Source organism: Staphylococcus simiae, assembly GCF_002902085.1.
Classification (GTDB): Bacteria; Bacillota; Bacilli; order Staphylococcales; family Staphylococcaceae; genus Staphylococcus; species Staphylococcus simiae.
The window spans coordinates 1-18,600 of the sequence record NZ_PPQR01000024.1 but is presented as its reverse complement, the minus strand read 5'-3'; the positions used below and the strand labels follow the sequence as shown (position 1 = coordinate 18,600).

The 18,600-nt window shown below is 30.9% G+C and carries 15 protein-coding genes, 1 rRNA gene and 1 pseudogene; 16 read left to right on the top strand and 1 reads right to left on the bottom strand.

Annotation, left to right across the window (positions count from 1 at the left end):
- Positions 1-5 precede the first annotated feature (5 nt).
- The 8 genes from CD113_RS04095 (at position 6) to CD113_RS04055 (ending at position 9,801) form a co-directional block, all read left to right on the top strand.
- Entirely contained in the window at positions 6-1,076 is a 1,071-nt protein-coding gene (locus tag CD113_RS04095; protein ID WP_002464374.1) for an alanine/ornithine racemase family PLP-dependent enzyme, read from the top strand.
- Positions 1,077-1,644: 568 nt separating this feature from the next.
- Positions 1,645-2,628 carry an ABC transporter substrate-binding protein gene (locus tag CD113_RS04085; protein ID WP_002464373.1) on the top strand — a complete coding sequence of 328 codons (984 nt, stop codon included), beginning with the start codon at positions 1,645-1,647 and terminating at the stop codon, positions 2,626-2,628.
- A gap of 17 nt (positions 2,629-2,645) precedes the next feature.
- Positions 2,646-3,677 carry a FecCD family ABC transporter permease gene (locus CD113_RS04080; protein ID WP_002464372.1) on the top strand — a complete coding sequence of 344 codons (1,032 nt, stop codon included), beginning with the start codon at positions 2,646-2,648 and terminating at the stop codon, positions 3,675-3,677.
- Positions 3,674-4,642: a FecCD family ABC transporter permease gene (locus CD113_RS04075; RefSeq protein WP_002464371.1), complete on the top strand. Its 969-nt coding sequence runs from the start codon at positions 3,674-3,676 to the stop codon at positions 4,640-4,642. The genes CD113_RS04080 and CD113_RS04075 overlap by 4 nt, the downstream gene beginning before the upstream one ends.
- 327 nt (positions 4,643-4,969) lie before the next feature.
- Positions 4,970-5,974 carry an ABC transporter substrate-binding protein gene (locus CD113_RS04070; RefSeq protein WP_002464370.1) on the top strand — a complete coding sequence of 335 codons (1,005 nt, stop codon included), beginning with the start codon at positions 4,970-4,972 and terminating at the stop codon, positions 5,972-5,974.
- An 11-nt stretch (positions 5,975-5,985) separates the two neighbouring features.
- Positions 5,986-7,014 carry a FecCD family ABC transporter permease gene (locus tag CD113_RS04065; RefSeq protein WP_002464369.1) on the top strand — a complete coding sequence of 343 codons (1,029 nt, stop codon included), beginning with the start codon at positions 5,986-5,988 and terminating at the stop codon, positions 7,012-7,014.
- On the top strand, positions 7,011-7,979 hold the full coding sequence (locus CD113_RS04060; RefSeq protein WP_002464368.1) for a FecCD family ABC transporter permease: 969 nt from the start codon (positions 7,011-7,013) through the stop codon (positions 7,977-7,979). The genes CD113_RS04065 and CD113_RS04060 overlap by 4 nt, the downstream gene beginning before the upstream one ends.
- A gap of 451 nt (positions 7,980-8,430) precedes the next feature.
- Positions 8,431-9,801 carry a YjiH family protein gene (locus tag CD113_RS04055; protein ID WP_002464367.1) on the top strand — a complete coding sequence of 457 codons (1,371 nt, stop codon included), beginning with the start codon at positions 8,431-8,433 and terminating at the stop codon, positions 9,799-9,801.
- Between the two features lie 311 nt (positions 9,802-10,112).
- On the opposite strand, the gene CD113_RS04050 is transcribed toward CD113_RS04055, so the two are convergent.
- Positions 10,113-10,373: a SunI/YnzG family protein gene (locus CD113_RS04050; protein WP_002461516.1), complete on the bottom strand. Its 261-nt coding sequence runs from the start codon at positions 10,371-10,373 to the stop codon at positions 10,113-10,115.
- A 179-nt stretch (positions 10,374-10,552) separates the two neighbouring features.
- On the opposite strand from CD113_RS04050, the gene CD113_RS04045 reads away from it, so the two are divergent.
- The 8 genes and pseudogenes from CD113_RS04045 to CD113_RS04010 form a co-directional block, all read left to right on the top strand.
- Positions 10,553-11,068, top strand: coding sequence for a metal-dependent hydrolase (locus tag CD113_RS04045; protein ID WP_002461517.1), 516 nt, complete (start codon positions 10,553-10,555; stop codon positions 11,066-11,068).
- A gap of 43 nt (positions 11,069-11,111) precedes the next feature.
- Entirely contained in the window at positions 11,112-12,299 is a 1,188-nt protein-coding gene (locus tag CD113_RS04040; RefSeq protein ID WP_002461519.1) for a UTP--glucose-1-phosphate uridylyltransferase, read from the top strand.
- 17 nt (positions 12,300-12,316) lie between these two features.
- The gene (gene trhA / locus CD113_RS04035) at positions 12,317-13,000 is read left to right on the top strand and encodes a PAQR family membrane homeostasis protein TrhA (protein WP_002461521.1); all 684 of its coding nucleotides are present in this window, start codon (positions 12,317-12,319) and stop codon (positions 12,998-13,000) included.
- 308 nt (positions 13,001-13,308) lie between these two features.
- Positions 13,309-14,651: pseudogene (sdrM, locus tag CD113_RS04030) on the top strand (multidrug efflux MFS transporter SdrM).
- 99 nt (positions 14,652-14,750) lie between these two features.
- Positions 14,751-15,224 (top strand): SepA family multidrug efflux transporter, encoded by a 474-nt coding sequence (locus CD113_RS04025; RefSeq protein WP_088177442.1) that lies wholly within the window; start codon positions 14,751-14,753, stop codon positions 15,222-15,224.
- 106 nt (positions 15,225-15,330) lie between these two features.
- The gene (locus CD113_RS04020) at positions 15,331-16,773 is read left to right on the top strand and encodes an MDR family MFS transporter (RefSeq protein ID WP_002461526.1); all 1,443 of its coding nucleotides are present in this window, start codon (positions 15,331-15,333) and stop codon (positions 16,771-16,773) included.
- A 141-nt stretch (positions 16,774-16,914) separates the two neighbouring features.
- Positions 16,915-17,979 (top strand): Mrp/NBP35 family ATP-binding protein, encoded by a 1,065-nt coding sequence (locus CD113_RS04015; protein ID WP_002461527.1) that lies wholly within the window; start codon positions 16,915-16,917, stop codon positions 17,977-17,979.
- 441 nt (positions 17,980-18,420) lie between these two features.
- Positions 18,421-18,600, top strand: a 16S ribosomal RNA gene (locus CD113_RS04010); the annotation flags it as partial.

Genomic DNA, 18,600 nt, shown 5'->3' with positions numbered 1-18,600 from the left:
ACTGAATGGCACAATTAAATATTAATATTTCTAAAATTAAATATAACGCCAGAGTACTAAAAGCAATTTTTGAAAATAAAAATATGCAATTTACACCAGTAATTAAATGTATTGCTGGAGATAAAAAGATTATCACTGGGTTGAAAACCTTGGGAATCACTCATTTTGCAGAATCAAGAATCAACAATATTGTTAATATCAATGACCCAGATTTATCGTTTACATTGCTTCGAGCACCATCTCAACAAAATATTGAAACGATGGTGAACTTTGTTGACAGTAGTATTCAAACAGAAATGACAACAATCCAAAGCATTAATGATGTAGCTGGAGATTTAGGGAAAAAACATAAAATTATGTTAATGGTAGATTGGAAAGATCATAGGGAAGGTGTACTTACTTATGATGTTATTCAATATATAACAGAAATTATTCAGTTGCCGCATATTCATTTTATGGGTTTGGCATTTAATTTTATGTGTTTTAAATCACAGGCACCTACCGAAGATGACATATTTTTAATGAATCAATATGTAACTTCAGTAGAAAGACAATTAGGTTTTCGTTTGAAAATAATTTCTGGTGGCAATTCTAGTATGATTCCTCAATTGTTATATAATAATTTAGGTAAAATCAATGATTTAAGAATAGGGGAAACATTATTTAGAGGCGTCGATACCACATCAGATAAAGCTATCGCTATGCTATATCAAGATGCTATAACATTAGAAGCGGAAATTTTAGAAATTAAGCCAAGAATCAATACCAATAACAACGAAGCTATACTACAAGCAATTGTTGATGTTGGTTACTTAGACACGAAGATAGAACACTTACAACCAGTACAAGATAATTTAGAAATATTAGGGGCTTCTAGTGATCATTTAATGATTAATTTAAATAGCCAAGCGCAATATCGTGTTGGAGATGTCTTACAATTTCGTTTAAATTACGAAGCATTGTCACACGCAATGCATATGCAACATAATCATAAAGTTTATGAAATAGATGATAATATTGAGACAATCATTGACTATTTTGATGCACAAATACCTAATAAAGTTGAGCAGTGTTAAAGTGCTGAACTTTATATGATGTGGATGACACGATAAATTTTTGTGATGTATTATGACAAAGTAAAAGCATCAAATATTTATGGTTCTCTAAATTTTAAAGACTGGGATAACAAACATTTTACACTTAACATTAAGCATTGGGCAGTAACTGTCTGTTTTTCAATATGCTGATCAAGCAATGCTTTAAAAACTTAGTCAGTCTTGTCGGGGTAGGATGACGGCATAAATTTTATAGAAAATTTATATCTATTCCACGCCCAATTTGTGACTGAACTACATGAAGCAATTGAATAGCACAACTAAAATATAAGCTATATGACAAAATAGATAAACTTTATTAACTGGGGTTTAAATTTTGTCATATAGTTTTTTTATAGTTAAAAATAGACACAAACTAAATTCGCAACATTGATTAATGTTAAATATATTTATTACGATTACAAAACCATACATATAAAGAAAATAAAGTTAATATATTTAATCAAAAAAATATAGAACACTACTTGACAATGATAATTATTATCAATAGAATAAAAATTACAAGTTATACATAATAAGGAGTGGGACGATGAAAGGCCTAAAAACATTAAGTATATTTGGATTAATAGTCGCTTTATTTCTAGTAGCAGCATGTGGTAAGTCAGACAACTCAAATAAGCAAGCTGGTACAAAGAGTAAAGATACTATAGAAATAAAAGATCAAAATGGAACAACTAAAGTTCCAAAAAATGCTAAACGTATCGTAGTATTAGAGTATTCATTCGCAGACGCTTTAGCAGCATTAGATGTTAAACCAGTGGGTATCGCAGATGATGGTAAGAAAAAACGTATCATTAAACCAGTAAGAGAAAAAATTGGTAACTATACTTCTGTTGGTACACGTAAACAGCCAAACTTAGAAGAAATTAGTAAGTTGAAACCAGATTTGATTATTGCTGATAGCAGTAGACATAAAGGTATCAATAAAGATTTAAATAAAATAGCACCGACAATTTCACTTAAGAGCTTTGATGGTGACTATAACCAAAACATTGATTCTTTCAAAACAATTGCTAAAGCATTAGGTAAAGAAAAACAAGGTGACAAACGTCTAGCAGAACATGATAAACTAATTAAGAAATATAAAGATGAAATTAAATTTGATAGAAGTAAAACAGTATTACCAGCAGTTGTAGCTAAATCTGGTGTATTAGCACATCCTGATAATTCATATGTAGGTCAATTCTTAAAAGAAGAATTAGGATTTAAAAATGCTTTAACAGATGATGTAACTAAAGGTTTAAGTAAATACTTAAAAGGACCTTATTTACAATTAGATCCTGAAAGATTAGCTGATGTAGATCCAGGACGTATGATTATTATGACAGATGGTGCAAGTAAAAATATTCCAGAATTTAAGAAACTAGAAAAAGATGCAACATGGAAAAAATTAAATGCTGTTAAACATAACGATGTTGATGTTGTAGATCGTGATGTATGGGCAAGATCTCGTGGTTTAATTTCTTCTGAAGAAATGGCAAAAGAACTTGCAAAACTATCTAACAATAAATAATAGTAAGGTGGAACTTAATGGCTACTAATGATATTAATAGCCAATCCGTTATAGGACAGAAAAGGAGAAAGCGCACAATACTCACATACGTTGTGAGTATGTGCCTTCTTTTTATTTGTATATATTTAAATATAGCGATTGGTTCATCTAAAATAACTTTTGACGATATATTACATTATGCAACAGGACATATTGATTCTAAGCCAACATTTTTACTTCATAACGTGCGTATGCCGAGAATGATTGCCGGTATCGTTATTGGGGGAGCATTAGCAGTTTCAGGTTTGTTAATGCAAGCTATGACGAGAAACCCTCTCGCATCACCAAAAATATTTGGTGTGAGTTCGGGTGCATCATTTGTCATCGTTCTAGTGACAGTACTGATACCATCATTAGAATATTATTCGCTTTTATTTGGTGTGATTGGAGCTTTTGTTGGAGGATTAACAGTATATACCTTATCAGGAGCTACACAAGGTATGACACCAATAAAATTAGCACTTGCAGGTATGGCAATTCATTTATTCTTCAGTAGTATGACTGAAGGGATTATTATTTTAAATGAAAATTCGAATGAACAAGTCATGTTTTGGTTAGTTGGATCCCTAGCTAGTATGAAATGGAATGAAATATTAATGATACTACCATGGATCGTCATTGCGATGATTGTAGCAATTGCTATTGGAAGACAATTAACAATCATGGAATTAGGAGATGACATTGCTAAAGGATTAGGTCAAAATATTAATTCAGTACGAATTATTATAGGTATCTTAGTTATTATTTTAACAGGTATGTCTGTATCAATAGCAGGACCTATTGGTTTCGTTGGACTGATTGTTCCACATATTGTTAAACGCTATGTTAACAATAACTATCTAATAATGATTCCACTCACTTTTATAATTGGTGCAGATTTATTATTATTATCTGACGTTTTAAGTCGCTTAATTACTTATCCGTATGAGTCGCCAGTTGGAATTGTGACTTCATTTGTTGGCGCGCTTTATTTCTTATATATTACGATTAGAGGGGTGAAACGAATATGATGACCATGAAACTCGCACGTCGTTATAGTATCGTTGTTGTCCTTTTAATTGTAAGTATTTTTATTAGTTTATGTGTGGGTTCTGTTTTTATTAATCCTCTTGATGCTTTACAAGGTATATTTTCACAAGATGATTTTATTTTAAATGAATATCGCATACCAAGAACGTTATTAGGCATTATCATTGGAAGCAGTCTCGCTATTTCCGGGGCAATCATTCAAGGTGTTATAAGAAATCCACTAGCGTCACCAGATGTCATTGGTATATCCAAAGGTGCAAGTTTAGCAGCAGTTATTATTATAATGGTCTTTCCAGCAGCACCATTATATGTGTTACCAATTGGCTCGTTTATTGGCGCACTAGCTGTAAGTGTGTTTTTATCATTTTTAATTTCAAAATTTAATGTTAAAGGTTCAAAATTAGCGTTGATAGGTTTAGCTATTGGTGCCATTTGTACAGCTATTGTACAATTTTTATTAATAAGAAATCCTCTTGATGCAAATAAGGCATTAGTGTGGTTAACAGGTAGTTTATATGGTCACGATATGTCTAATGTCATCACTGTATTGCCATGGTTCTTAGTTACGATTCCTGTGATGATGTTGTTTAGCTATCAACTGGATGTATTAAATTTAGGAGATGCGGTTGCAACAGCTTTAGGAGCTAAAGTTAAAATTCTTAAAATGGTGTTATTAATTTTAGCAGTAATCTTAGCAGGAGCGTCAATTTCAGTTGTAGGTGGAATTAGTTTCTTAGGACTCATTGCACCTCATATCGCAAGACAACTTATTGGCAATAAAACAATACATGTTATTGTGATGTCTGGTTTAATTGGAGCCATATTATTAACATTTAGTGATGGTTTAGCTAGAGGTATACATCCACCATTAGATATACCTGTAGGTGTTGTTATTGCTGTTATCGGTGCACCTTACTTTTTAATCTTATTGCGTAGAATGAAATAATAAGGTACAAACATCATTCTTTATTATAGATATAATGGTAAGAAATTTTTAAATAAACATGGATATCAGATTAAGACGATACATTAGGACAATAGTATAAGATAAATATTTAATTATTAGCTCGAGCTGATTTAAATCGGTTTGGGCTTTTTTTAGTGCTGAAATATAGACTTGAGAGTAAGAAACATTACTGAAATGACCTTGTCATCCAACCACAAATGTTAATATTTTGTGAAATTAATTAAAAAATATATTAAATTGTATTGACGTATAAAAATTTAAATATAAAATAACAGTGTAAGTTTATACGCAATAAGGAGTGGAATGATGAAAAGCTTAAAGTTTTTAAGTATTTTAGGGTTAGTGATGGTGTTATTGCTAACTGCTGCTTGTGGTAATAATAGTGACTCAAGTAAAAAAGCAGATAACAAAGATAGTAAAGATGGCATTGAAATTAAACACGTAAGTGGTACAACAATGGTACCTAAAGATCCAAAACGTATTGTAGCGTTGGAATATTCATTTGTTGATGCATTAGTAGCATTAGGTGTTAAACCAGTGGGTATCGCAGATGACAATATTAAAGATCGTATGATTAAACCATTACGTGAAAAAGTAGGTAACTATACGTCTGTAGGTATGCGTAAACAACCAAGTTTAGAAAAAATTGCTGAATTAAAGCCTGATTTAATTATCGCTGACAGCAACAGAACTAAGGGACAATATAAAGAATTAAGTAAAATTGCACCGACAATCGTCTTAAGAAGTTTTGATGGTGATTATAATCAAAACTTAGAATCTTTTAAAATTATTGCTAAAGCATTAGGAAAAGAAAAATTAGGCGAAGAACGTTTAGCTGAACATAAAAAGATAATGGAAAAATATAAAAAAGAAATCAAATTTGATAAAAATATTGATTTCTTAGCGGCTGTAGTATCACCTTCAGGACTATTAGCACACCCTAATGATTCTTATTTAGGACAATTATTATCTGATTTAGGTATGAAAAATGCTTTGAATGACAAAGTGACAAAAGGTTTAAGTAAATACTTGAAAGGCCCTTATGTACAACTAGACACTGAACGTTTAGCGGAAATAAACCCAGGACGTATGTTTATTATGACTGATAACACTGCCAGCACAGAACCAGCATTCAAAAAAATTAAAGGAAATCCAGTATGGAAAAAATTAGATGCTGTTAAAGAAAATCGTGTATATGTTGTTAGTCGTGATTTATGGTCAAGAGCAAGAGGATTAATTTCATCTGAAGAAGTTGCTAAACAATTAGTAGAAATTTCTAAAAAAGCACGTGAAAAGCACGACGATAAGTAAGGTGGGACATAATGGCTAACAAAACATGTATTGGCCATACCACTGATAAAGAACAAACAAGAAAACACACGTCTCTTATATTTATTGTGAGCGTGTGTCTTCTTGTTGTTTTTATGTATTTAAATACAGTGGTGGGTTCAGCGATTAAATTTAAAGATATTACACATTTTTTATCAGGTCATGTTGATTCAGACACGATTTTATTATTAAGAGATGTACGATTACCTAGAATGGTAGCTGCTATAGTTATTGGAGGTGCATTTGCAGTATCTGGTTTATTAATGCAAGCGATGACTCGAAATCCATTAGCATCACCAAAAATATTTGGTGTCACTTCTGGTGCATCATTTGTTATTGTATTAATCACTGTCTTGCTTCCTTCATTAAGTTATTTCTCAACAGTATTGGCAATGATTGGTGCATTTTTAGGTGGATTAACAGTTTATATTTTATCAGGTTCCACGAAAGGTATAACACCAGTTAAAATTGCTTTAGCTGGTATGTCAGTACATTTATTTTATATGAGTATGACTGAAGGTATTATTATTTTAAATGAAAATTCAAACCAAGAAGTCATGTTTTGGCTAGTAGGTTCTTTAGCGAGTATGCAATGGAATCAAGTTTTTCAAGTAATACCAGTCATCATGATTGCTATGGTATTGGCTTTAATGATAGGTCGCCAATTATCTATTTTAGAATTAGGTGATGATATTGCTCGTGGACTTGGACAACATACGAATCGAATTAGATTATTGATAGGACTAATAGTAATTATGTTAACTGGATCATCTGTAGCAATAGCTGGTCCAATTGGTTTCATTGGATTAATTATTCCACACATCGTTAAAGGCTATGTTAGTCATAACTATACTATTATGGTCCCCCTGACTTTTATTTTGGGAGCTAATTTATTACTCATTTCTGATGTATTAAGTCGCTTGATAACGTATCCATATGAATCACCAGTAGGGATTGTAACATCGTTTGTTGGAGCGATGTATTTCTTAATCCTAACAATTAGAGGGGTGAAACAGCTATGACAATACCTCAGTTAATTAAACGCTATGCGATCGTAATCATCTTATTAATAGGTAGTATCCTTTTTAGTCTATGTATTGGAGCGGTAATAATAAAGCCATCAGAAATTATAAATGGACTTATAGCACAGAATAATTTTATTTTAAATCAGATTAGAGTCCCAAGAACCTTGCTCGGATTAATTGTTGGGAGTAGTTTAGCCATTGCGGGTGCAATTATTCAGTCAGTCATACGTAATGATTTAGCCTCTCCAGATGTTATTGGTATTACTAAAGGTGCGAGTTTAGCAGCAGTAATTATCATAATGTTATTTCCAGCAGCACCTTTATATTTACTACCTTTAGGATCATTTGTTGGTGCATTATGTATTAGCATTTTTTTAGCGATACTTATTGCCAAATTTAATATTAAAGGCTCGAAACTAGCATTGATTGGTTTAGCAGTAGGTGCAATTTGTACTGCCATTGTTCAATTTTTATTAATCAGAAATCCATTACAAGCTAATGTTGCATTAATATGGTTGACTGGTAGTTTATATGGTCGTGATATGACAAGTGTCTATACGGTTTTACCATGGTTTGGCGTAACGATACCATTCATTTTGATGTTAAGTCATCAATTAGATGTATTGAATTTAGGTGATGATATTGCAACTGCTGTTGGCGCTAGGGTTAAAGTGACTAAAATGATATTACTAGTGTTGTCTGTCATGTTAGCAGGAGCAGCTATTGCAGTAGTTGGAGGTATAACATTTCTAGGATTAATTGCGCCACATATTGCTCGTCAAATTATTGGTCATAAAAGTTTACACGTTATTTTAATGTCAGGTTTAATAGGGGCACTATTGTTGACTTTTAGTGATGGTTTGGCGCGTGGTATACATCCACCATTAGATGTACCAGTTGGCGTTGTTATTGCGATTATTGGTGCGCCATATTTTTTGATTTTATTAAAAAGAATGAAATAAAGCATGGATATCAAACTATTCATGCATCTGCCATCCTTTGATAATTGATGTAACACATTTGGTGATCAATCATTAGACTATGATGTAGTATATATATTTGACATAATGATTTATTTAAAAGTTTAATCTTAGCAAAGGAGCATTGAAAATTTAATATGTTGTTATTGACAACAACTGACTTGATGAAAAATAGTGCTAAGTTAATAACCGTACTCATGAGTCTTACTAAGATAGTTCTAAGACATAAATCTTTTGAAAATTATTTCTGTCGTGATCATTGTTCTTTTTTCGGTTATTGTATTGAAAATACCTGCATTTTAGCGTATATTTATATACTGTAATTATTCATTATTATGCATAGATAATCATTTTTGATTTAAGCCTTATCATATATCAAGTTTAAATGAAGGACATTAAGCGATATCGAAATAAATAGAAATGGATTGATAATATGGAAAGCTATTCTAAGAAAGAGATAGTGAAGGGCAGACTAAAATTTATCATTATGTCTTTAATAGGTATTATTTTATTCCTAGTACCTATCACTGTCACTGAAGATGGTCAGAAACAAACTACATTACCCGTGGCATTTTTAGCTGGTTTATTAAAAGATATTCTTGGAGATGTAATGCCTATTTTAATTGTAATTATTATTACATTATCAGGAATTTTAACCATTTTTTGCTCTACAATATATAGAGATAAATTAAAGCCGCAAAGTTTACTAAATAACGCTTTTAACGTTAGAATTGGTTGGTTAATTTTACGTATTTTAGCAGTTATTTTTGTGTGGATGACTTATCTACAGATTGGACCTAAATTAATATATTCTGAAGATACTGGCGGATTATTATTTACGAGTTTGCTTCCGACATTACTAGCAGTATTCTTTTTTGCGGCACTATTCTTACCACTATTAATGGAGTATGGATTGTTAGAAATGTTAGGACCTATTTTCAGACCTATTATGAGACCACTATTTACATTACCTGGACGTTCAACAGTTGATAACTTAGCTTCCTTTATTGGTGATGGAACAGTTGGTGTGTTGATTACGAGTAGACAATATGAAGAAGGTTTTTATTCAAAACGTGAAGCGACAGTAATTTCAACAACATTTAGTGTTGTATCAATCACCTTTGCAATTGTTGTGGCAGAAACTGTACGTATGCAAAATCAATTTTTTGCATTTTATCTATCTGTCATTGTGTCATGTTTAGTTGCTGCGGTGATTATGCCTAGAATTTGGCCATTAAATAAAATACCTGATGACTACGCAAAAGATGTTCCAGAAAGTGCTAGAACTGAAAGTTTACCTGAAGGAAAAACAGCAATTAGTCACGGATTTGATATGGCAACTGAAGTAGGTATTAAAGCACCAGGTTTTGTTGACTTCTTTAAAGCTGGATTTAAGACAGTGATAGATATGTGGTTTGTTATTTTACCAGTAGTAATGAGTATTGGAACAATTGCTACGATTATTGCGAATTATACGCCGTTTTTTGTTATTTTAGGTAAGCCATTTGTACCGCTACTTGAAGTAATGCAAGTTCCAGAAGCGGTGGAAGCATCACAAACAATACTTATCGGTTTTGCAGATATGTTCTTACCATCTATTTTAATTGAGAGTGTGCATAATGATTTAACAAGATTTATTATTGGTGCATTAAGTATTTCTCAACTTATTTATCTATCAGAAGTAGGCGGTGTAATACTAGGTTCTAAAATACCTGTTAGTATTGGTAAGTTATTCATGATTTTCTTAATTAGAACAATCATTACTTTACCTATTATTTCATTAATTGCACATTTATTATTATAATTTTTGGTTAAAGTGTTAAATAGAGGTTCTCTAACAAATTGGACTGATACATAATTAATTTTTCAAGCCTCGCTATGCCCAACCTGCATTGCATGAAAAAACTGGATAACCAGTTTTTTTGTGTTGGGTCCCTTCCTAGGGTGCTGTCTCAGCCTGTAGTCTTCGACTAGCACTGCTCCCTCAGGAGTCTCGGCTTCAAAATAATTTATATTTTAAATTATTCACTTTTTATTTATCAGTCCTATAAAATAGAGAGCCTAAAAAAATCAGCCATGGAGCCCTCAACCATGACTGATTTTTTTAAATACAATTTATTTTGTTAATTCATTGTAAACTTTTTGATCATTTTGAGTATAAATAATGTATTCGTGGTTATCAGTATCGATAATAACGCGATTGGTTTTACCAAATGTCGAACCAATTCGAGAAACGTCTTTGCTATCTAATTCAGGTACTGCATGAATATCTTGATCTTGTGAAATTTTTTTAATGTCACTTGTAGGAATTTTGATATCAGCGACTCTCCATTGAATACGCACTTCATTATTATCTTTTTTTACTGTCATTGCCATTATTCAAACACATCCTTTAAATATTTTGTAAATTCATCATAAACTAAAATGAAATCGTTTTCAAGTATTTATGTGATACTTTTTTAAAAATGTGTCATACTAATGAATTGGACCGAAAATATGTTCGTATTTTTATGTGGATTATGCTAAAATAATAACATTAATAAAGGAGAATGATGATGACAGGTAAAACACATGCATCTTGTGGCGTATTAGTAGGGGCACTTACGACACAATATTTTCATACTGATTTATTTTCTTCAGTTACAATAATTATTATTGCAACGATAGCAAGCTTGCTGCCCGATATTTGTCATACTCAAAGTAAAATTGGACGTCGTTTTAAAGTGATTAGTTTCTTTATTCGTTTATTTATCGGACATCGGACATTTACTCACTCAATTCTGTTTATTATATTAATCGCAAGTTTACTTCATCTTATATATACACCTATTTATTATATGGCTGCGGTTATTGCAGGATTAGCCTCACATATCATATTGGATATGCTTACCCCTAAAGGTGTGAAGTTACTGTATCCCTTACCATTTGATATTAAATCGCCTATAACATTCAAGACAGGTGGACTACTAGATTTATCATTGGCTACTGCTTTAACTATAGGTGCAGTTTATGTTTTATTTCAGACATACATAGATGATATAATGAACTACTGGAATATTAGATTATTTTAAAATGAAATAAAAAATGGAAATTAGGCTATGTAGGAGGCAAATTATGCTAAACAAAAATCAATTAGCTAAGTATAATCAAGACCATTTATATGAATATGAAAAATTAATGAGTACAAATGAAAAAGAAGCATTAGAAGAAAAATTAGCTACATTAGATTTAGAATTTATTAATAAACTTTATCAAGATTTGTATGTTAATAAGAAAACAATTGATGATGTGTCGTCAGTAACAGAAGTTAAATATGATATTAAAGAGCGATTTACTGCAGAAGAAATTACACGACTAGAACAAATGGGCTTAAATGCTATCAAAGATGGACAATTTGCAGTGTTATTAATGGCTGGTGGTCAAGGAACACGTTTAGGTTATAAAGGTCCTAAAGGATCATTTGAAATAGAAGGAACAAGTCTGTTTGAATTACAAGCAAGACAACTGCTTAAATTACAACAACAAACAGGGCATACTTTAGAATGGTTTATTATGACTAGTGATATCAACCATGAAGAAACGTTAGCATATTTCGAAGACCATAATTATTTTGGTTATGACAAAGAAGCTATCCATTTCTTTATGCAAGATAATATTGTTGCTTTAAGTGAACAAGGACAACTTGTATTAAATGAGCAAGGTCGTATTATGGAAACACCAAATGGTAATGGCGGTGTGTTTAAATCGCTACAGAAATCTGGAAATTTAGATTTAATCATTGATAAACAAATTAAATATATTTTCTTAAATAATATTGATAATGTGCTAGTAAAAGTATTAGATCCATTATTCGCTGGATTTACTGTTGAATATGATAGAGATATCACGTCTAAAACGATTCAACCTAAGCCGGGAGAAAGTGTTGGCCGCTTAGTAAATGTTGATAGTAAAGATACTGTATTAGAGTATTCTGAATTAGATACTGAAGTCGCTAATCAATTTAATAATGCGAATATCGGCATTCATGCATTTAAAGTCGGTTTCATAAAAAATGCTGTAGAACGAGAATTACCATATCATTTAGCAATTAAACAATTAAATCAACTAGATGAAAATTTTGGTGTAGTTAAACAACCAACTTTAAAATTCGAGTTATTCTATTTCGATATTTTTAAATATGCGACTAGTTTTGTAACGTTACAAGTTCCAAGAGCAGAAGAATTTTCTCCATTGAAAAATAAAGAAGGTAAAGACAGTGTTGAAACTGCTACTGAAGATTTGAAACGAATGAAACTAATATAGTATAGGCGGTGGTTATGATGTCCAAAATGTCACAAAATGACGATAAAACTTTCACAGAATCATTTAAGGATATCATTCCGTTATCTTTTGGAGAAGAAATTGGTAATGCTGCATCACATGGTTTAGCTGCATTCGCGACCTTATTGATTCTGCCATATGCAGCTGTACATAGTTATTTGCAATTTGGTACATTAGGTTCGATTAGTATATCCATTTATATTATTGCTATATTTTTAATGTTCATATCATCTACTGTTTACCATTCTATGCAAAATGACACACCGCATAAATATATTTTGAGAATAATAGATCATAGTATGATTTATGTTGCTATCTCGGGAACTTATACACCGATATTATTAATTGTTGTAGGTGGTTGGATTGGATGGACAGTGTTTATATTATTATGGGCAACAACTATTTGGGGTATTTTATATAAATCGATAGCTGTAAATGTCAATCACAAATTAAGTTTAATTGTTTATTTAGTAATGGGATGGGTTGGAGTAATATTACTTCCTATTATCTTTATCAGAACGTCATGGATATTTATTTTATTTATATTTTTAGGTGGCTTATCATATACAGTTGGTGCTTGGTTTTATGCTCAAAAAAATAGAAGTTATTTTCATATGATATGGCATGTTTTTATAGTTATAGCTTCTTTACTACACCTAATTGGAATTTTATATTTTATGTAATAATACTAAGCGTGGGGGTAAACCCCACTTTTTTTAATTAAATATCATTCTTATGGATGATTGTTATTCAAAAGTTAAAAGCATAAAATGGAAAAGTTATAAAATCATAGCGCTGAGACAGAAATAAATATTCTATAAAATTTATTTCGCAATCCCACCCTGACAAGACTAACAAGGTTTTTAAAACATTTACTTATCAACATTTTGAAAACTAGATAGGTACAGCTAAATGTACAATATCAAGAATAGAATACATTTTATCCGGAATGCTTAATAAGATTAATTTGTGAACTACAAGGAGAAATCAAATGAAATTGAAATCTATAATCACAGTATTTGCATTAATTTTAATTATGTTTATGGCTGCGATTGAAACATCAATTATTTCACTCGCCATGCCTACTATTAAACAAGATTTGCATGCTGGGAAATTTATATCATTAATATTTACAGCTTACTTTATAGCATTAGTCATAGCTAATCCTATAGTAGGTGAGTTATTAAATCGCTTTAAAATCATATATATCGCAATTATTGGAATACTATTATTTAGTATAGGTAGTTTAATGTCAGGTTTAAGTATTAATTTCCATATGTTAGTGATCGCTAGAGTAATTCAAGGTTTTGGTGCTGGTGTGATGATGTCATTATCACAAATCGTTCCGAAATTAGCGTTTGAAATACCATTACGTTATAAAATTATGGGAATAGTTGGTAGTGTATGGGGGATTTCGAGTATAGTCGGACCATTATTAGGTGGAGGAATATTAGAATTTGCTACATGGCATTGGTTATTCTTTATCAATATACCTATTGCAGTGATTGCAATCATATTAGTGATTATCACTTTTCATTTTCCAAATGAAAAACTGCAGATAAAGTTAAGTTTGATACTAAAGGTTTGACATTATTTTATATTTTTATAGCATTAATTATGTTTAGTTTGTTAAACCAACAACATTTATATTTCAATGTTATATCATTTATATTAGCTATCATTGTAGCAGTTACATTATTTAAAGTAGAGAAAAAATTAGCACAACCATTTTTACCAGTAGTAGAATTTAACAGAACTATTTCACTTGTTTTCGTTACAGATATGTTAACTGCATTGTCTTTAATGGGATTCAATTTATATATTCCTGTGTATTTACAAGAGCATTTAAAGCTATCACCCTTGCAAAGTGGATTAGTCATCTTCCCGTTATCATTAGCTTGGATTATTCTAAACTTTAATTTATATCGCTTAGAAAAGGTCTTTTCAAGAAAAACATTATACTTAAGTGCCTTTTCGTTGATACTTATTACAAGTATTATCATAGCAATAGGTTTGAAATCTCCAATCATTATTGCATTTGCAGTCATATTAGCAGGTTGTAGTTTCGGATTTATCTATACTAAAGATAGTGTTATTGTTCAAGAAGAAACTAGCCCGATTCAAATGAAAAAGATGATGTCTTTTTATGCTTTAACTAAAAACTTGGGCTCATCGATAGGTTCAACAATAATGGGGTATTTATATGCATTGAAAGTAGGTTGGTTTGGAGCGAATCTTCATAATGTATTAGGTGCCGTGTCAGTTATATTTATCATTTTAATTATTGTTTGGCTTACTATTTATAAAAATCAAACTGTCGAATCAAATAGATAGAAATTAAATAAATTTTGATGTAGTGTTATTAGAGTAGAAAGTATTTAATGCTTAACAAAGTAGATAGCATAAATACGTAGAAGTAATAAAAGGAGGACAATAGTTATGAATTCTTTAAAACATAGGTTTTATAATTTGTTAACTACATTGATTGTCCTCTTTATTTTTATTATATCAGGTGCTATATTTTTAATGTTTTTAGGATTCGGATTGTATGGTTTGAGTAGAATTTTAATTTATTATGATTTAGGAAGGTTTTCTTATAATAAAAATGGCTTTGATAACTTAATGTATTATGGCAGCTATATTCTTTTTGGTTATTTTATTATTGTTGCTGTAGAGCATTTAATGGATTATTTCAGGAAAATGTTACCTTCTAATCCTTATTTTAATGGAGCAACGTTTCATTTAATATCGTATGCAGTCATTACAACTTTATTTTACTTCATCATACATTTAAATTACGTGTACATTAATATAGACTTTTGGGTAATTATGGTCATTATCGGTTTCCTATATGTATGTAAATTACAATTTTATCCTGATAGTAAAAATTTAAATAATAAAGAATAGAGAAAGAAGTTTGAATCATTTTAGATTCTGACTTCTTTTTCTTAACAATTTTAGGGTAATTAATATTGATGAGAAAATTGTTTTTATTTCTAAAAGGAGGTTGCAGATGAATAATATTGATATATCTATAAGAAGACGTAACTTTATAGTAGCGGTCATGTTAATAAGTGCCTTTGTTGCTATACTAAACCAAACGTTATTAAATACCGCATTACCGAGTATTATTAGAGAATTGAATGTTAGTGAAAATACTTCACAATGGTTAATTACAGGATTTATGTTAGTTAATGGTGTAATGATTCCGTTAACCGCATATTTTATGGATAGAATTAAAACTAGACCATTATATTTAGCAGCAATGGGAACATTTTTAATTGGTTCTATAGTTGCAGCTTTAGCGCCGAATTTTGCAATATTAATGTTAGCGAGAGTGATTCAAGCTATTGGCGCAGGCGTATTAATGCCTTTAATGCAATTTACATTATTCACATTATTTAGTAAGGAACAACGCGGTTTTGCAATGGGCTTAGCCGGACTAGTGATACAATTCGCTCCAGCACTAGGACCTACCGTAACTGGATTAATTATTGATCATGCAAGTTGGAGAGTACCATTCATTATCATTGTTGGTATTGCATTAATCGCATTTATTTTTGGTTGGATATTTATCTCTAGTTACAATGAAATTAAATATACTAAGTTAGATAAAAGATCAGTTGTTTATTCAACATTTGGTTTTGGTATAATGCTTTATGCATTTAGTAGTGCTGGTGATTTAGGCTTTACAAGTCCATTTGTCATTGTGTCATTAATCATCAGTTTGATTATTATATTAATATTTGTAAAAAGACAGTTTAATATCAGTAATGCGTTATTGAATTTGCGTGTTTTTAAAGATAAAACATTTAGTTTTTGTACTATAAGTTCAATGATTATTATGATGTCAATGGTTGGACCGGCATTGCTTATTCCATTATATGTCCAAAATGGCTTGGGATTATCAGCTATGTTATCTGGACTAGTAATTATGCCTGGTGCAATTATCAATGGTATTATGTCAATTTATACTGGTAAATTTTATGATACTTATGGACCTAGACCACTCATTTATACTGGTTTCACGTTATTAATTACTACAACGATCATGTTAAGCTTTTTGCATACAGATACGTCGTACACTTATTTAATTATTGTCTATGCTATAAGAATGTTTTCAGTTTCATTATTAATGATGCCAATCAATACAACTGGTATAAATTCACTTAAGAATGATGATATATCTCACGGAACTGCAATTATGAACTTTGCTCGAGTTATGGCTGGATCTTTAGGTACAGCATTAATGGTTACACTTATGAGTTTTGGAGCGAAAATGTTTGCACCAACAGCAAGTGCACACTTAAGTTCAAATGAAATTAAACAACAATCTGTAGCTATAGGTGTAGATATTTCATTTGCTTTTGTATCAGTACTTGTTATCATTGCTTTTGGTTTTGCATTATTTATAAAAGAACCGAGAGAACTAGCAAGAAATAGACGAAAAGTATAATAGAAAGAAGTTAGTCAGTGATTTATAGGCTAACTTCTTTTTTTATTGATTGAAAAGATTTATAATTTATAGGAAAGACTACGTAAAGCTATGACATTTGTTGTTATGTAGATATATCAAATTATTTAAGGGGGATTTACTTTGTTAACGGTAGATCAAGTTAAAGAATTAGTAGGAGAGATAAAAGACCCTATTATAGATGTACCTTTAAAAGAAACTAATGGAATAGTTGAAGTTTCTATTAAAGAAGAAAAAGAACATGTTAGTGTTAAATTAGCAATGGCTCAATTAGGTGGAGCGCCACAACTCGATTTACAAATGGCTGTTGTAGAGAAATTGAAAGAAAATGGAGCTAAAACTGTAGGCATACGTTTTGAAGAATTATCAGAAGAAACAGTGAATAAGTTTAAGCCAAAAGAAGAAAATAAACCAAAAACAATCGAAGGTATATTGTCTCAAAATAACCCCGTTGAATTTATTGCTGTAGCATCTGGTAAAGGTGGCGTAGGTAAATCAACAGTTGCAGTCAATTTAGCAGTTTCTTTAGCTAGAGAAGGTAAGAAAGTTGGACTGGTTGATGCTGACATTTATGGATTTAGTGTTCCTGATATGATGGGAATAGATGAGAAACCAGGTATAAAAGGCAAAGAAGTAATACCTGTTGAACGTCACGGAGTTAAAGTAATTTCAATGGCTTTCTTTGTTGAAGAAAATGCACCAGTAATATGGAGAGGCCCTATGCTAGGTAAAATGTTAACGAATTTCTTTACTGAAGTTAAATGGGGAGATATCGATTATCTTATTTTAGATTTACCACCAGGTACAGGAGATGTAGCATTAGATGTACACACGATGCTTCCTTCTAGCAAAGAAATTATAGTTACAACACCTCATCCAACTGCTGCCTTTGTTGCTGCAAGAGCAGGAGCAATGGCTAAACATACTGAACACTCAATACTAGGTGTTATAGAAAATATGAGTTATTTTGAAAGTAAAGAAACAGGTAATAAAGAGTATGTATTTGGTAAAGGTGGAGGAACTAAATTAGCAGACGAATTACAAACTCAACTTTTAGGACAACTACCTTTAGAACAACCATCATGGAATCCTAAAGATTTCTCACCATCAATTTATCAACCAGACGATAATTTAGGAAAGATATATCAAACAATAGCGCAAAAAGTTATTGCTGCTACTAATAAATAGTAATAATATAAACTAAACGTACAAAATTTACTTTATTTTTGTACGTTTTTCTATTGTAATGATTTATAAAGCTGGTACAATATATTCTTGTAAAAAGAAAGTAACTAAAACTAAATTAAATCTTTTTACAAAAAGTTGTTGACTTTAATAATTAAAGTTGTTAATATATAAAAGTCGTCAAAACGACAAGTAATTTTTTAAGAAAGAAAAACAAAAGTGTAAAACTTACTATTGAATTCTTTCTTTAAACAATATAATATATTAAAAGTAATCTCAAAAAAAGTCATTGACTTCTAAAAAAAGAAGTTATATAATATGAGAGATTGAAAAAATAAATGAACATTGAAAACTGAATGACAATATGTCAACGTTAATTCCAAAAAACGTAACATTAAGTTACAAACATTATTTAGTATTATGAGCTAATCAAACATCATAAATTTTATGGAGAGTTTGATCCTGGCTCAGGATGAACGCTGGCGGCGTGCCTAATACATGCAAGTCGAGCGAACAGATGAGAAGTTTGCTTCTCTGATGTTAGCGGCGGACGGGTGAGTAACACGTGGATAACCTACCTATAAGACTGGGATAACTTCGGGAAACCGGAGCTAATACCGGATA

What these genes read in the sequence shown, in the direction of transcription:
- CD113_RS04065 (WP_002464369.1), top strand. Translation starts at nt 5,986, where the DNA reads ATGGCTAACAAAACATGTATTGGCCATACCACTGATAAAGAACAAACA.
- trhA (WP_002461521.1), top strand. Translation starts at nt 12,317, where the DNA reads ATGTCCAAAATGTCACAAAATGACGATAAAACTTTCACAGAATCATTT.
- CD113_RS04070 (WP_002464370.1), top strand. Translation starts at nt 4,970, where the DNA reads ATGAAAAGCTTAAAGTTTTTAAGTATTTTAGGGTTAGTGATGGTGTTA.
- CD113_RS04075 (WP_002464371.1), top strand. Translation starts at nt 3,674, where the DNA reads ATGATGACCATGAAACTCGCACGTCGTTATAGTATCGTTGTTGTCCTT.
- CD113_RS04080 (WP_002464372.1), top strand. Translation starts at nt 2,646, where the DNA reads ATGGCTACTAATGATATTAATAGCCAATCCGTTATAGGACAGAAAAGG.
- CD113_RS04040 (WP_002461519.1), top strand. Translation starts at nt 11,112, where the DNA reads ATGCTAAACAAAAATCAATTAGCTAAGTATAATCAAGACCATTTATAT.
- CD113_RS04085 (WP_002464373.1), top strand. Translation starts at nt 1,645, where the DNA reads ATGAAAGGCCTAAAAACATTAAGTATATTTGGATTAATAGTCGCTTTA.
- CD113_RS04055 (WP_002464367.1), top strand. Translation starts at nt 8,431, where the DNA reads ATGGAAAGCTATTCTAAGAAAGAGATAGTGAAGGGCAGACTAAAATTT.
- CD113_RS04050 (WP_002461516.1), bottom strand. Translation starts at nt 10,373, where the DNA reads ATGGCAATGACAGTAAAAAAAGATAATAATGAAGTGCGTATTCAATGG.
- CD113_RS04095 (WP_002464374.1), top strand. Translation starts at nt 6, where the DNA reads ATGGCACAATTAAATATTAATATTTCTAAAATTAAATATAACGCCAGA.
- CD113_RS04045 (WP_002461517.1), top strand. Translation starts at nt 10,553, where the DNA reads ATGACAGGTAAAACACATGCATCTTGTGGCGTATTAGTAGGGGCACTT.
- CD113_RS04060 (WP_002464368.1), top strand. Translation starts at nt 7,011, where the DNA reads ATGACAATACCTCAGTTAATTAAACGCTATGCGATCGTAATCATCTTA.
- CD113_RS04020 (WP_002461526.1), top strand. Translation starts at nt 15,331, where the DNA reads ATGAATAATATTGATATATCTATAAGAAGACGTAACTTTATAGTAGCG.